Below are 15858 nucleotides of genomic sequence, written 5' to 3'. Positions count from 1 at the left end.
TTAAGCACCTGCTACTTGCATTTGTTCAATCAGTACTGAACCAGTCTGAATCCCGCCGCGACGCTCTATATCGCCACCTATAGCGGAAATACCTTTGAACATATCTTTTAAATTACCAGCAATCGTAATTTCGCTTACTGGGTATTGTATTTCCCCATTTTCAATCCAAAAACCAGCCGCACCGCGAGAGTAGTCACCCGTTACGGTATTCACACCCTGCCCCATCAGTTCCGTAACTAATAAGCCCGTACCCATGGTTTTTAATAATGCAGTTAAATCTTGATGCGTTTGCTCTACTAACCAATTATGAATACCGCCAGCATGCCCGGTTGGGGTCATATTCATTTTACGTGCTGCATAGCTTGCTAATAAATACGTTTGCAGCTCGCCGCCGTGAATTATTTCTCTGTCGAGAGTTTTAACCCCTTCACTATCAAATGGCGATGACGCTAAGCCTTTAAGTAAATGCGGACGCTCTGAAATATTAACCGTTTTACTAAATACCTGCGTGCCTAAGCTATCCAATAAAAAGCTGGATTTACGATACAGTGCGCCACCACCAATTGCTGATACCAAATGGCCAAACAATGAATTAGCAATATCAGCTCTAAAAATAACCGGCACTTTCATAGTGCCTAGTTTTTGGCTGTTTAGTTTTGCTAGAGTTTCTGCTGCAGCTTCAAGTCCAACACTTGCAGCATCTTTTAACCCTGCTTGATCGCGAGAAATCGTGTAGGCTGAATCGCGCTGCATATGCTCGCCCTCTTTACCTATCACCATAGTGCTTATGCTGTGGCGAGTACGTGGAAAGCCTGCAATTAAACCATGGCTGTTACCATATACTCGCAAACCTTGATGCGATGAAAAGCTCGCGCCATCTGAATTCACTATTCGCTCATCGGCGTTTAATGCGGCTTGCTCTGCGGCATGACATAAATCAATCCCTTGCTCTGGGCTTACATCCCAAGGATGAAACAAGTCTAAATCTTTAGGGGCAAACTCAAGCAGTTCTTTATCAGCAATGCCATTACATGGATCGTCTGAAGTGAATTTAGCAATATCGATGGCTTTTTCGACCACAGCACGTAATGTTTTAGGGTTTAAATCAGCCGTTGATGCCGAGCCTTTGTTATTGCCAACATACACGCTAATACCTAAACCACCGTCTTGATTAAACTCAATGGTTTCTACCTCCCCCATGCGCGTACTTACCGACAGCCCAGAAGTGCTTGACATAGCAGCTTCTGCAGCGGTAGCACCTAGTTTTTTAGCATGTTCAAGTACTTCTGATACAGCGTCTTTTACTTGAGAGATTTGCGAATAAATTGGATCTTGGTGTTGGCTTTTCATAAATTCTGTCCTGAGCCCTGAAGGCCATATTGCACACATTTTTTATATTTAAATGCTAACACACTCACTGCACCACATCAGCTAATATTAATCACTAAAAGAATCGCGTATAATAGATGAAGTTATTTTTATTTAAGAGCACCCCATGGCGAAGAAAAAAGGCAAGCCTGCTGAAATTGAAGAAGAAATTATATATGTATCAAAAAGTGAACTTAAGCGCGAAGCGCAAGAGTTTCATCAGTTAGGATCTGAAATTGCCAAAATGGGTAAAAAGCAGCGCGAACGCCTGCCGCTCAATGATGACTTAAAAGAAGCAATGGTGGTTGCTGATAAAATAAGTAATAAAAGTGATGCTTACCGCCGACATTTAAATTACATCGCAAAAACCCTTCGTACGGTAGAAAATATTGAAGAAATTAAAGCGATCATTGATGTCATGCTTAATAAAAATAACCAAGCTGAGGTTATGATCAAAAAAATTGAGCAACTGCGCAGTGATTTAATTGAACAAGGCGATGACTTAATCAACGAAACAATTGAACAATATCCAGCTCTTGAGCGCCAAAAAATGCGCCAAATGGTGCGTAATGCTGCCAAAGAAGTAAAAGCTGAAAAACCAGCGAGAAGCTACAAAGAGTTATTTCAGTACTTAAAAGACGCCATAATGTAACGCAGCCGCGTTATATATTAAAAAGGTGCTGCGGCACCTTTTTTTGTTGTAGATCAAAACCTCCTCCTCTTTGCTTTTTTACAATACGCAGCAACTTAAAAGATAAGGTGCGCGTGATGATTAAACTTCCTCAATGGGATCAAACTTTAATAAACAAATACAATGTATCGGGCCCGCGTTACACGTCTTACCCGACCGCGCTTTCGTTAGCTGATGGTTATCAGCAACAAGATTTGATTAGCGCTATTGAATCATCGCAAACCCGTTCGTTGTCTTTATATATTCATATTCCTTTTTGTAGTCAGCTTTGTTATTACTGTGGCTGTAATAAAGTCATTACTCGCCACCAATCTAAAGCCGATACCTACCTAGACTTTTTAGCTAAAGAAATTGCAGCACAAGCGCCGCTGTTTCAAGATTATCGGGTTGAGCAATTACATTTGGGGGGCGGCACACCAACTTTTTTAACCGCAGCGCAAATGACGCGCTTAGTAAAGCTGCTAGAGCAACACTTTAACTTTAGCGATACCTGCGAGCGCGGTATCGAAATCGACCCTCGCTCACTGGCTGACAATATGCTGGTTGATTTAAGCGAGTTGGGGTTTAATCGTGTGTCATTTGGTATTCAAGATTTTAATGATCAGGTTCAGCTGGCTGTTAATCGCCCTCAGCATGTTGATGAGGTAAAGCAATTAATTACCCAAGCAAAACAGTTGGGCTTTAAATCAATTAATGCTGATATGATTTATGGCTTGCCACTACAAACACCTGAGAGCTTTACGCAAACGATTGAGCAACTGATTGCCTTAAACCCTGACCGCGTTTCAGTATTTAACTACGCTCATTTACCAGAACGTTTTGCCGCCCAACGTAAAATTAAAGACGCCGATTTACCCAGTGCGCATAATAAGCTCACCATGTTTAAAAATACCCTAGAGCAAATGACGCAGGCGGGCTATCAATTTATAGGTATGGATCACTTTGCAAAAGTTGATAATGAGCTAGCCATTGCACAAAATACGGGTCAGCTGCATCGTAATTTTCAAGGCTACACCACTCATGGCGAGTGCGACTTATTGGGCTTAGGTGTTTCGTCTATTTCACAAATAGGCACGGCCATATTACAAAATAAAAAAGAGTTAAAACATTATTATCAAGCAGTTGATGAGCAAGCAGGCAGTGCCATTAATAAAGGCATGCATTTAACCCAAGATGATATTATTCGCGCCGATGCGATTAAGCAGCTTATTTGCCAGTTTGAGCTTGATATGAGCGTATTCGCTAACAGACATAAAATCAGCTTTAATGACTACTTTCAAGATGCTTTAGAGGCACTCGCACCATTAATTGCCGATGAAATGGTAACAATAGAAAACAACCTAATTAGCGTAACACCAAAAGGGAATTTATTTATTCGTATTATTTGTATGTGCTTTGATGCGCATTTACAAAAACAGATAAATGCCACTCGCTTCTCACGCGTTATATAATTTAAAACTAGCACGCATAAAAAAAGCAGACCAAGGTCTGCTTTTTTTATATATGCCGTAAAATCTAAGCGCTAGTTAAAAACCACGTTTTCGCTGCCTTGGGCTGCTTTAAACTCAACAATAATTTTTTTACAGTCAGCTTCTATTTCATCACTCAGTGATTCTTCTGCGCGCCAGCGCGCCGTGTCTTGCTTAAAAATTTCTTTTTTAGCGTACTTTTTGCGCGAATCATGGGTTGGCATTTCTTTTACCACGTCGTACATTTTATAAATACCCGGGTATGCACTCGTTAGGTCGCGCTCAGTATCAAAACTATATTGCGACATAAGCACCCAAATACGTAAGCACCCCTCAGAATAATCACATTGCTTTTCATTCATAGCACGTGCAATTAAATGAATACTATCGGCTAACTTCGCATTACGCTTTAAACGCGACTGTTTTAGCTTTTGCTGTTGCTCTGCCTGTTTTTTGCTAATTAGCTTTTTTTGCACATTTAGCTTATAGAGCAACTGACCCGCATAAAATGCCAAGCCCGCTATAATAGCAGCACCTACAACTAAGGCTAAGATCACTGCTGTACTCATTGCGTGTCCTTATTACTTATCTTCGTCGTCATCTAGCCATTCATTCGCTAGATCGTTTGATAGGTATTGATCAAAGTCTGAATTACTGTCTTCATCGCTGAAGTCATCTTCAAACTCTTCTTCATCTTCAATGCCTAATAATTTACAAAGCACTTGGTGACGCGCTATGCGGCTATTAAAGTATTTTGCATCTTTACCCGTTAGCATTTCACCTTGCTCATGACGCTCAACTAATTTAAGTAAGCGCTCATCATTTTCAAGGGCTTCTAACTCTTGTTCAGGCGTTAATTCTGGTTCAACAGCCTTTTTAAGCTCTGCTACAGGTTTAAGGTTACGTTTCATTTCGATTTTTGGTTCAGCAGCAGGTGCAACTAATGGCACTGCTTTTTTACTACCAACGCGTTTATCTTTAGCAGCCGAACCTGCTTTTTGAGTGTCATTACTCAATGCATCCGGTGCATTACGTGAACCAGGTTTAGCGCCCTTAGTTTTTTTAACACGTTGCTCTTTCAATGCGCGCATTTCTTTAAGCTTATCTTGACTTAAACGAACGGGACCATTTGATGGAATTTTACGTGACTTTTTCTTTCTACTCATATTTTGATCGTCTCACTTAAGAGGTTTTGAGCGAGGCGCAACTCAATGGGCATCGCGGTGCTGGCCTAGCCAGGAGAATTCAGTTTGGGCGTTTTGCGCGCCAAAGCACAGTTAAGGTGCTTTTTTTAACGGGGGGGTATTGTAACAGGACAAATAAAAAGGCGGTAGAGAAAACATCTCTACCGCCTACTAATCTGAGCGCCATTATATGGACACTTCTCCCTTCGACTTTTTAGTCTTTATTGTTTTTATTATTATTTTCTATCCGTATTTTTATTATTTATCTTCCGTGTAGCATTCCATTTTGTTTTTATTATTAAACTTCCATGAGTATTTTATTATTTTCGGTCTTCCTAACACTTTTTTGATATTTCCTTTGGTAGCACACTCTATGTGCTATTCAGTCGTGCCGCGCTACTATCCTTATAACGTTTTCCTATTTGTTATTGTTTTTGCGACAGGGGTTAATTTACTCGTTAATAATTTTGTTACAACTAATTTATATCTTTTTTCTTGTACTACATATGACAAAAAACACTAAAAGCATAAATTACAATAAGTTACATTAAAAAACAAAAATAAAATGAGATTTTTCTTACACTAAAGCATGGTTAATGTCTTACAAGGGAAGGAGCTTTATCGGTCTCAGCACGCACAAAAAAAGCAGCTAAAGCTGCCTTTTTCACTAATTAACATTATATTATGTTAACAACATCTAAATAAATACGACTTTAGTGTAGACCACCAAGGTATTTAGAGAGTGTTTCAATGTCTTTATCTGTTAGTTTCTTTGCAATGTCCTGCATAACACCATTTAGGTCGTTATTACGAACACCATCTCTGAACTGTTCAAGTTGTGACTTGATGTATTCTGGATGTTGGAAAGAAATCTTTGGGAATTTAGCAAGTGAAGAGCCATTACCACGTGGACCATGACAAGCCGCACATGATGGGATACCGCGCTCAGCATCACCTGCTTTATATAACATTGCGCCTGTTTCTTGAACATCTTTCGGTGTAGCACCTTCAGACATGTTCAAAGAAGCAAAGTAAGCAGCCAAGTCTTTCATATCTTGATCACTTAATGGCATTGCCATACCGCTCATTACTGGATTCATACGACCTTCTTTACCGCCCGAAGTCATACCTAATTTAAATTCAGTAAGTTGCTTGTATATGTAATCTGCGTGTTGGCCTGCAATTTTTGGGTAGATGTTAACCGGCGCATTACCGTCTGGGCCGTGACAAGCCGCACACGTTGCTGATTTTTCTTTACCTGCGTTTACATCGCCATCAAATGCTGTTGCGTTGCTTGCTGACAACGCACCAAGCAATATAGTTAAAGATAGTGCTATTTTTTTCATGGTGAATTCTCTGTTTCCGACCCTGTATCATCTACAATATGGATGTTGTGATTTTTATATTCTACACGATATTAAATTCTCTGGCACGTTTTCTACACACATTAAACCTATAAATTATAGGGTTTTGAGTAAAATTAAACGCTAAGCCAGTTAAAATGTACTGTCAGCAATGATCTTACATGCTCAAATACACTTTTTAATAGCTACTTTATAGTATAAAATACGCGCCACGGGTGAATTTGGTTTACCCAATGTTATTTTTTTAAGTTTTAGGAGAGCCTGTGCTCAAATCTCGTATCAAGTATAACACTGCGTCTTTTGTTACAAGCGCGCCAGACATCACTAAATTACCTGCTGATACGGGAATTGAAGTCGCGTTTGCCGGTCGCTCTAATGCGGGTAAATCAAGTGCGCTAAATGCCCTAACCGATCAAAAGTTAGCACGAACCAGTAAAACACCCGGCCGTACTCAGCTGATCAACACCTTTGAACTTGCCGATGTAGATAATATGCGCCTAATTGACCTACCTGGCTATGGGTTTGCAAAAGTGCCGATTGAAATGAAAAAGAAATGGCAAAAATCGCTAGGCGAATACCTGCAAAAACGTCAAAGTTTAAAAGGTATTGTAGTATTAATGGATATTCGTCATCCATTAAAAGATTTAGACCGCGACTTAATTAATTGGGCTGTAGGCAGTGAAATTCCGGTATTGGCACTATTAACTAAAGCCGATAAGCTAAAGCAAGGTCCGCGTAAATCACAAGTTCTTAACGTACGTCGTGAGTTAAGTGAATTAGATGGCGATATTACGGTTCATGCATTTTCATCACTTAAAGGCACCGGCTTACCAGAAGTCGCTAAAAAGCTAGATGAGTGGTATTTAGGCCCAATAGTGGCCGTTCCACCTGCTGATTTAGTAGCGCCAGATAGCGAATAATTACTGTAAGTAAAATTTCTGCTGTGCGGAGGTAATAAAATAGCCGAGTTCATCTGTTTCGGCTATTTCAGCCCACTGATAAAACACATTTCGCGCAACTCGCGCAAAGCAGCCGTAGGGTAACTGCATATAAGGCACAGCCGCACCTTTGTAGTCATTGATATAAAGTGACTCAGAACGACCTAATAGCCATGTGCGGTTTAAGTTATCAATACAACAAATAACGCTTCCCTCTGATGTCGGTTCACTATGCCAATTTACAATAATAAAAGGCGCATCCTTCACCTCGATCGCGATTTTTTCAACGGGTGTTTTTAAGTAAAACTGCCCATCTTCGTTACATAATACACTGGCAAAAAGTTTCACCATTGATTGACGAGTTATTTCACTACCTGCGTAAAACCATTTACCTTGCTCATCAATCAATAATGGTAACTGCCCGCAGTGAGCGGGCTGCCATTGTTCAAAAGGTTTGCTTGGCTCGCTGAGTTGCTTGCTAAGCTCGTTAAGTGAAATCACTGTTTTTTAAATGTCAGTGCAAAAGTAACTGGCACGGCATTAGCAATTGAAGGTAATCCGGCTAATTTTTGTAACTGCATTACCCCTTCGGTGATCTTAAAGTCATCACTGTTGATAATGATAGGGGTGAATGATGCCACACTTAAATCTCCATTGGCCGCACTGCTTACGAGTACATCAACAGCAAGTGGCTTTTTATGACCATGAAAGTCTAGCTCAGCGCTAATACCTTTTAATACGTACTGCCCTGGTTGCTTAATAAGTGACAACTTATCAGATAAGTCAGCGGTTAATACTGCGTTTGCAAACGTGTCAGACTCAAACAATATCTTACTTAAACGTTCGTTACGGATTGGGATAAAGGTTTCGGCTGAGGTTAAATCAACGTTTACGCTAAATTGACCCTGATCGCTCAGCTGCCCTGCTAACTGAGTAAAGTGACTTGCTTCAGCAATGCTATTTTTTTTAATTGATACAAAACTTAATTGGCTTTTATCGTTCAATAGTTGCCAGTTTGCCGATGCAGCACCTGAAACTAGTAAACATGATAAAGATAAACCTGCGATAGCTAACGTTTTAAACATAATGCACTCCTAAAATAAAAAGACTTATACCGGTAAAAATAATACTTTGATCAGCCCAGCTGAAAATCATTAGTTACTGTGTGGTAAATCGAAAATGCTAAGTAGACTGATGGTATCACTTGAAACGCTAAGTGCAATTAGAGAATAAATTTAACGCTTGGATGCAAGACAATAAAAAAACGGCCCATCAAATATATGATAGGCCGATATAGCAAACTGGGGAGAAGCTATTAATACGTTGCATCTTACGATGCATCATCAACAGGATGTCCTACAGGATGAGGACGGGCGGCACTTTACCAAAAGCAAGTGTAAAAATACAAGCATATTATTGATAATCGTAGCGAATTGACGAACCTCTAACGATTTAATACAAACTGCTGTTTAATTTAACTTTTTTTTAACCTGCAAGATAAAGAAAAAGCGCCTAGCGGCGCTTTATGATTCTCTTTTTGGACTCTGTATTTGGGCTATATTAAAACCAGTACAGTAGCGCTAAATTAGTGTGCTTGTTCCCAGTTATCACCTTCGTCAGCTTCAACAATAAGTGGTACATCTAACTGCGCCGCTTGTGACATCAGCTCACAAATCTGTTTGGTATATTGCTCAGTACATTCTTTTTTAATCTCAAATACCAATTCATCGTGTACCTGCATGAGCAGCTTAACTGTATTAGGTGCTTGCTGATTAACCCAAGCATGCACGCTTAACATCGCTTTTTTAATAATATCAGCCGCAGTGCCTTGCATCGGTGCATTAATTGCTGCGCGCTCAGCGCCTTTGCGACGAGCGCCATTGCGCGCATTTATTTCTGGTAAATGTAAGCGACGGCCAAAAATTGTTTCTACATAGCCATTTTCGGCCGCTTTCTCACGCGTTGTTTCCATGTATTCTAAAACACCTGGAAAACGCTCAAAATATTTATCAATATAATGCTGCGCTTCATGGCGTGGTACATCAAGTTGACGTGCTAAACCAAATGCTGACATGCCATAAATTAAGCCAAAGTTTACCGCTTTAGCTTTACGGCGCATATCTGATGTTACCTCTTCAAGCTCAACCCCAAATACTTCAGCAGCCGTGGCACTGTGAACATCTAAGCCATTAGCAAATGCGCTTAGTAATCCCTTATCTTGCGAGAGATGCGCCATAATACGCAGTTCTATTTGGCTGTAATCGGCAGCCACAATTTTATACCCATCTGCGGCAATAAACGCTTCACGAATACGACGCCCTTCCTCTGAACGAATAGGAATATTTTGTAAATTAGGATCGCTTGAGCTTAATCGACCTGTTGCTGTTACCGCTTGGTGATAAGAAGTATGCACTCGCTGCGTGCGTTCATTAACTATCAAGGGTAACTTATCGGTGTAGGTTGATTTGAGCTTAGATAAACCACGATGCTCAATAATCACTTTAGGCAATGGGTAATCATGCGCTAACTCTTGTAGTACTTCTTCTGCTGTAGAGGGCGCGCCTTTGGGTGTTTTTTTGATAACGGGCAATTCGAGCTTTTCAAATAACAGTACCTGAAGTTGCTTTGGTGAGCTTAAGTTAAACGGTTCGCCCGCGATTTCAAACGCTTCTTTTTCAAGCTCAAGTAATCGCTCACCTAAACGTTGGCTATGCGTGGCCAACATGTTGCTGTCGATAGCAACACCGGTGCGCTCAATATCAGAAATAACACTTACTAGTGGCATTTCTATATCTTCAAACACCGATTTTAGTTTTTCATCCGCTTCAAGTTTCGGCCATAACACTTGGTGCAAACGCAAAGTAATATCGGCATCTTCAGCGGCATAAGGCGCTGCTTTTTCAAGTTCTATTTGATTAAATGTAAGCTGCTTTTTACCTTTACCAGCAATATCCTCAAAACTAATATTTTTGTGGCCTAAGTATTTAAGCGCCAACGAGTCCATATCATGACGGGTGCCTACGCTATTAAATACATAAGACTCCAACATAGTGTCGAACTTAATACCATTTAATTCGTAGCCTGCATTGGCAAGCACGCTTTTATCGTATTTAAGATTTTGACCTACTTTAGCTTTATTTTCGTCTGCTAATATTGGCCCCAACTTTTGCATCACAAATTCAAGGCTTAACTGATCGGGCGCACCGGGGTAATCGTGTGCTATTGGTAAATAAGCCGCTTCGCCTGCTTTAACCGCAAAGCTCATACCGACCAATTGCGCTTTCATATACTCTAAACTGGTTGTTTCTGTATCAAAAGCAAATAGCTCAGCTTCATTAAGCTGTTCTATTAATGTCTCAAATTGGGCCTCAGTTAAAATAGTTTCATAGTGCGCATCTTCAACTTTTGGCAGCTCATTCTCTTGCGTTGGTACTGCTAAATGTGTGTCGGCATCTTTTGGGTTGTCTAGCAATTCAGCTAGCCAACGACGAAACTCACATTCACCGTATAAGGCAATTAATTCGTCTTTATTCGGTGTTTGTAATTTAAAAGTATCAAGATCAGATTCAACCTCAACATCACATTTAATAGTGGCAAGCTCATAGCTTAACGGTAAATGATCAATCGCTTTTGCCAGTTTCTCGCCTATTTTACCTTTTATATCAGCAGCATTATCAATTACGCCCTGAAGCGATCCGTACTTTTGTAACCATTTAACTGCTGTTTTAGGTCCACAACCCTCAACGCCAGGAATATTATCTACTTTGTCGCCCATTAAAGCTAAATAATCGATAATAAGTTCAGGTCCAACACCAAACTTTTCAACCACAGTTTCGGGATCTGAAATACTGTCGGTCATGGTATTAATCAAGGTTACATGCTCATTGACCAACTGCGCCATATCTTTATCACCAGTCGATACCAGTACATGACGTTGTTGCTCAGAGGCAATCCGTGCAAAAGTACCGATTACGTCATCGGCTTCCACGCCCTCAATACTAATTAACGGAAAACCCATTGCTTTGATAATACTGTGCAGCGGCGCTATTTGAGTACGCAGATCATCAGGCATTGGCGGACGGTTCGCTTTATACTCACTGTACATATCATTTCTGAAGGTTTTACCTTTGGCGTCAAATACCACCACCATATGTGAGGGATCATATTGTTTGATCAAACTTTTAAGCATGTTTACCACGCCATAAATAGCACCGGTGGCCTCACCCTTAGAGTTGGTTAGATGTGGTGGTGAATGATAAGCACGAAACAAATATGAAGAGCCATCAACTAAAATAAGCGGGTTTTCGGGGATCTGAGCCATGGTAAAATTGGATCCTAAATACAAAAAAGTAATATGAGTGTAAGCATGCCATAAGGCAGTAAATAAAACGACTGTGAATTAATGTGATTAAGAGCGCTACATTTTTAGTAAGTTGTGGATAACTATGTAGATAACACCCACAAGCAGTTCATCCGAAGCATCTTGAAATGCCTAGATTAACTTGTAATTTATTGATTTGTTTAAAAAAAGATAATTCGAGGTTCTTTTTATTATTTTTTTATTAATGTGGAAAAAGCATTTATACCGTCACTGGTTTTATAACCCACCTTAATTATTTACGTCCATTTAAATAACTGGATGAGCATTCTAGCATAATGGATCAAAGATCATAGCGATCCTTTATAATTTTTTTCATGGCTACTAATCACTAAATGGCATATAGCGCATAACAACGTGCTTTGCGCCTAAAAAACGAGCAAATAAATTTTTAAATCGGCTGATTCATCGTGTTAAACTTTATTTAAGAGACTTTAATGGAGCGAAATGATATGAAAAATATAGCTGTAATTTTAGCAGGTTGTGGTGTGTTTGATGGTAGTGAAATTAATGAGGTGGTACTGACTTTATTACACATTGAAAAAAATAATGCTCAGTATCAGTGCTTTGCACCTGATATAGAGCAGTACCACACCATTAATCACATCACTGGTGAAGAAATAACACAGCCGCGAAATGTATTAGTTGAATCAGCTCGCATCACCCGTGGCAATATAAAGTCACTCGCTGAATTAGACGTTACACAATTTGATGCACTCATTGTCCCTGGAGGCTTCGGGGTAGCTAAAAATCTATCTGACTTTGCTATTAATGGCACTAACGCTAAAGTAAACGAGGCAGTACTTAGCGCTTGTAAAGCGTTTGCGGATGCAAAAAAAGCCACTGGTTACATGTGTATTGCACCGGCTCTATTGCCTTTTATTTATCATAAACCTCAGCTTACTATTGGTAATGATAGCGACACAGCCGAGGCTCTTAGCACATTAGGCGCTGAACACGTAGAGTGTAAAGTGAATGATATTGTTATTGATAAAAGCAATAAACTCGTTACGACACCGGCCTATATGTTGGCACAATCCATTATGGATGCAGATGCAGGAATCGATAAGTTAGTGCGTAACGTATTAGCTATGAGTTAGTCGTAAGGGCTTTGATCGCATTAAAGGCGTGATGATCCCGTTTTATAATTTAACTATGCGCTAAACCATGTAATTTTATTGAGTTAAGACAATCATTAGTCGTATTTCTAAATAAAATCGACTCTGAGCATTTTATAAATGACTTAGTGGAGTTATAATTGGTTTAAATTCCGTCATTTAAAATCGTGATTGATCACGTTCAAATTGAAGTGGGCAAGGCAAAATGAAAAAACTATCAGCTGCAGCATTACTTGTGCTAGCAACCACCGCATACGCACAGCCATATGATAACTCTATGACTGAAGATGCAATTAAAAAACGTTTAGCGCCTATCGGTGCTGTTTACCTTGAAGGTGAAAAAGTAGCGGTTGCTGCACCAACAGGGCCTCGTTCAGGCGAGCAAGTATATCAAGCGGCCTGTTTTGCTTGTCATGGTACAGGTGCTTTAGGCGCTCCTAAATCAGCTGACGATTGGGCTCCTCGTATTGCTAAAGGAAAAGATACCTTATTAGATCATGCAATCAACGGCTTCAATGCAATGCCGCCACGTGGTACATGTATGGATTGTTCTGATGATGAAATAAGCGCAGCAATCGACTTTATGACTGCTAAATAAAATCAGTCAGGCTAAAACTATAAATGAAAGGCTTACTCACAGTAAGCCTTTTTTGTTTCTAATTATCGACTTTTCGCAGCATAATTAAGATAAATATCTACTTGACGCAAAATGTTAAAAGTGGAACTATAATGATTAATAACTATACAAAAAATTATAACTGGTTAAACATCATTGGAAGATAAACTCATTGTACCGAGTAGCGTAGTGCGCCAAAATAAACGACTAAAAGCACTATTGAAAAAGTACAAACATGCCTACCACCTCCACAATGCCCTGATACAGTTATCAGAGCAAGCAAGTACTGTTGCCGAATTAACCTTACTTTACCCAGCTATTCATGACATTTTACAAAAGTATGTCCCGAGTAAAAGCTTTTATGTGGTGCTTGTTGAGCCGCAATCACAACAGTTGGAACTGTCTTATTTTTCTGATGAAAAAGATGGAATTTCTGTACCACTTAATCGGGAGAATAATTTTGAAGAAGGCGCAACGGGTTATGTGTTTAAGCAAGGAAAGACCACTTATTTCACTAAGCAACAAATGCATGATGCTGCACAGCAAGGCTTATTCAAAGCATTAGGTACACCTGCAGAACACTGGGTAGGCGTTCCCGTTTATCAAGAAAAAAATATTATTGGCGTATTAGCAGCGCAAAGTTACGACACTGAGCAAGGTTATAGTTCGCAACAAATAAACCTACTTGAAGCAATGTCACTTTATTTAGCGACAGCTATTGAACGCGTTAAGAAACGAGAGTTGCTCGAATCAGAAGTAAAACTAAGAACCCGTGCATTAACGCAAAGCAATGATGCTTTAAATGTTGAAATACAACAGCGAAAAAGCGCCCTGCAACGCCAGCAAATATTATTTAAAATTTCAGAGCTGACAACTCAAGCTAAAAACCTAGATGATGCTTATTTTCAAATACACGAAATAATAAAAACCATTACTTACGCAAAAAATCTTTATATTGCCTTGTATGATAAAGAAACGGGCTGGATTAGTTTTCCTTACAGTGTTGACGAATTTCAAGGCAGCACCCAACCAAGGCGCTTTGCAAAAGGGTACAGTGAGCTGGTGATCAGCACCGAAGAAACACAAATAATTCACCCGCAAAGAGCACAAGAGTTATTAGATAGTGGCATTGTAGAGCGTGAAAAACCAATTGATGAATCTAGAAGAGCCACCAGCTGGCTTGGCGCTCCGCTAAAAACATCGCAAGGAGTTATAGGTTTAATTGTTTGCCAAGCTTATAATAATGAACACCTTTTCACACAAGATGATGCAGAACTCATAACCTTTGTATCGCATCAAATTGCCACGGTATTACAAACAAAATTAGCCTCACAGGCGCTGAAAAAGAGCCACCAAGAGCTCGCTTCTCGAGTAAACGAAAAAACCAAAGAGCTAAGCCAAGCAAATTTGCATTTACAGATGCAAATTGATGAGCGTAAAAAAATAGAGCAGCAGCTGTATCACGATGCGCACCATGACTCATTAACAAGCTTGCCTAATCGTAATTTATTTTTAACGCAGCTAGAAAAAACGCTAAAGTTTTACCAACGTCACCCTGATGAGCACTTTGCGGTACTGTTTATTGATCTTGATAAATTTAAAGATATAAACGACCAGCTTGGGCACCATGCCGGAGACGAATTTTTAATTAGCGTGGGTCAGTTGTTCTCTCAATGTATTCGTGAGCATGATTTATTAGCACGCTTAGGGGGAGATGAATTTGTAATTTTACTCACTCATTTAACCGAGCCAAACCAAGCTGAAGATGTTGCAAATCGAATCATCAACATCATGCGAAAACCTTTCTGTACAAAAGGTATTTGTGTGCAAAGCGGCGCGAGTATTGGTATCACTTATTCAAAACAAAGCTATAAACATACAGATGAAATTATTAGAGATGCTGATGCCGCAATGTATTACGCTAAAAACTCTGGTAAAAATCGCTTCGAATTATTTCACCCGTTACTCACAGAGCCAATGCTGCAACATGAGTCACAAACATTGCACCATCTTGATGTATTACCTATGACGTTTCGTAGCTCAGATATTATTTCTATGGATGAGCATTATCAATATGCCTCATTATTTGAAGCGTTTGGTGAACACCCTGTACTTGGCTTTACTAGTTTTGATATTTTAAAGAAATTTGCAAGTGATAAAGAACAACATACCAAAGTTGAACTACAACTCATCCAACAAGCTTACCAACAAGCACAAAATGCAGAGATAGCCGTTGCGCTATTGCCTTGCTCCAGTTTACTGTTAGAAGAGCATAAATTTTCTTTACTAAAAGCGACACTAAAACAACCGGTAAACAATGAACAGCTTTGCTTGTTGTTTGATGAGCAGGAGCTGCGTTATGCCAGCGCACAGCAATTAGAGAACTTAAAACAGCTTAAAAAACTCGGTCATTCGATTGGCTTAAACAATTTCGCAAAAGACAAATGCGAGCTTAATTTGGTGACTGAAATAGAGTGTGATTATTTACTCCTTAGCTCCACCTTCAGTAAACGAGTATTACAACAAGAAAGCTACGATTTACAGTTGCAGGGGGTGTTGGCTATTACTAAGCTTAAACAGATAAAAGTGATAGCTAAAGGCCCATCAATATTAAACTTTAGAGCTCTTTTAGATAAACACGGCATAAACCTATTCGTTGCTAAACAGCACCCACTAACCAGCGCTATACCAGCTACACTTAAAAACTCAGAATTAAAATAGCGCTAAACACA

13 protein-coding genes are annotated in these 15858 nt (G+C 39.6%); 6 read left to right on the top strand and 7 right to left on the bottom strand.

What is annotated here, in order from left to right; genetic code table 11:
• Positions 1 to 1350 carry a metalloprotease PmbA gene (gene pmbA / locus CWC14_RS04805; protein ID WP_138561582.1) on the bottom strand — a complete coding sequence of 450 codons (1350 nt, stop codon included), beginning with the start codon at positions 1348 to 1350 and terminating at the stop codon, positions 1 to 3.
• A gap of 145 nt (positions 1351 to 1495) precedes the next feature.
• On the opposite strand from pmbA, the gene yjgA reads away from it, so the two are divergent.
• On the top strand, positions 1496 to 2020 hold the full coding sequence (gene yjgA, locus CWC14_RS04800; protein WP_013463882.1) for a ribosome biogenesis factor YjgA: 525 nt from the start codon (positions 1496 to 1498) through the stop codon (positions 2018 to 2020).
• Between the two features lie 116 nt (positions 2021 to 2136).
• On the top strand, positions 2137 to 3510 hold the full coding sequence (hemN, locus tag CWC14_RS04795) for an oxygen-independent coproporphyrinogen III oxidase (RefSeq protein ID WP_076923008.1): 1374 nt from the start codon (positions 2137 to 2139) through the stop codon (positions 3508 to 3510).
• Between the two features lie 71 nt (positions 3511 to 3581).
• Here the strand turns inward: hemN and CWC14_RS04790 are convergent, their stop codons facing one another.
• The 3 genes from CWC14_RS04790 to CWC14_RS04780 all read right to left on the bottom strand — a co-directional run bounded on the left by CWC14_RS04790 (position 3582) and on the right by CWC14_RS04780 (position 6058).
• Positions 3582 to 4097 carry a DUF2489 domain-containing protein gene (locus tag CWC14_RS04790; RefSeq protein ID WP_024602131.1) on the bottom strand — a complete coding sequence of 172 codons (516 nt, stop codon included), beginning with the start codon at positions 4095 to 4097 and terminating at the stop codon, positions 3582 to 3584.
• Positions 4098 to 4109: 12 nt separating this feature from the next.
• The gene (yihI, locus tag CWC14_RS04785) at positions 4110 to 4694 is read right to left on the bottom strand and encodes a Der GTPase-activating protein YihI (RefSeq protein WP_013463879.1); all 585 of its coding nucleotides are present in this window, start codon (positions 4692 to 4694) and stop codon (positions 4110 to 4112) included.
• 731 nt (positions 4695 to 5425) lie between these two features.
• Entirely contained in the window at positions 5426 to 6058 is a 633-nt protein-coding gene (locus tag CWC14_RS04780; protein WP_013463877.1) for a c-type cytochrome, read from the bottom strand.
• A 281-nt stretch (positions 6059 to 6339) separates the two neighbouring features.
• Between CWC14_RS04780 and yihA the strand changes: the two genes are divergently transcribed.
• On the top strand, positions 6340 to 6996 hold the full coding sequence (gene yihA / locus CWC14_RS04775; RefSeq protein ID WP_076923009.1) for a ribosome biogenesis GTP-binding protein YihA/YsxC: 657 nt from the start codon (positions 6340 to 6342) through the stop codon (positions 6994 to 6996).
• Here the strand turns inward: yihA and CWC14_RS04770 are convergent, their stop codons facing one another.
• The 3 genes from CWC14_RS04770 to polA form a co-directional block, all read right to left on the bottom strand.
• Positions 6997 to 7515 (bottom strand): DUF1285 domain-containing protein, encoded by a 519-nt coding sequence (locus tag CWC14_RS04770; protein WP_024602130.1) that lies wholly within the window; start codon positions 7513 to 7515, stop codon positions 6997 to 6999.
• The gene (locus tag CWC14_RS04765; protein ID WP_138561580.1) at positions 7512 to 8099 is read right to left on the bottom strand and encodes a YceI family protein; all 588 of its coding nucleotides are present in this window, start codon (positions 8097 to 8099) and stop codon (positions 7512 to 7514) included. Before CWC14_RS04765 ends, CWC14_RS04770 begins: the two co-directional genes overlap by 4 nt.
• 500 nt (positions 8100 to 8599) lie before the next feature.
• A complete protein-coding gene (gene polA, locus CWC14_RS04760) occupies positions 8600 to 11335 on the bottom strand; it encodes a DNA polymerase I (RefSeq protein WP_138561578.1) in 2736 nt (911 codons plus the stop codon).
• 509 nt (positions 11336 to 11844) lie between these two features.
• On the opposite strand from polA, the gene elbB reads away from it, so the two are divergent.
• The 3 genes from elbB (at position 11845) to CWC14_RS04745 (ending at position 15847) form a co-directional block, all read left to right on the top strand.
• A complete protein-coding gene (elbB, locus tag CWC14_RS04755) occupies positions 11845 to 12492 on the top strand; it encodes an isoprenoid biosynthesis glyoxalase ElbB (RefSeq protein WP_171036824.1) in 648 nt (215 codons plus the stop codon).
• A gap of 223 nt (positions 12493 to 12715) precedes the next feature.
• Positions 12716 to 13108 (top strand): c-type cytochrome, encoded by a 393-nt coding sequence (locus tag CWC14_RS04750; protein ID WP_016899314.1) that lies wholly within the window; start codon positions 12716 to 12718, stop codon positions 13106 to 13108.
• Between the two features lie 174 nt (positions 13109 to 13282).
• Positions 13283 to 15847: a diguanylate cyclase domain-containing protein gene (locus tag CWC14_RS04745; protein ID WP_138561574.1), complete on the top strand. Its 2565-nt coding sequence runs from the start codon at positions 13283 to 13285 to the stop codon at positions 15845 to 15847.
• The last annotated feature ends 11 nt before the right edge of the window (positions 15848 to 15858 follow it).

This window comes from Pseudoalteromonas sp. S3260 (assembly GCF_005886925.1).
Taxonomy (GTDB): domain Bacteria; phylum Pseudomonadota; class Gammaproteobacteria; order Enterobacterales; family Alteromonadaceae; genus Pseudoalteromonas; species Pseudoalteromonas tetraodonis.
Note: the sequence above shows the minus strand (reverse complement) of the source record. Positions and strands in the feature narration are given on the sequence as shown.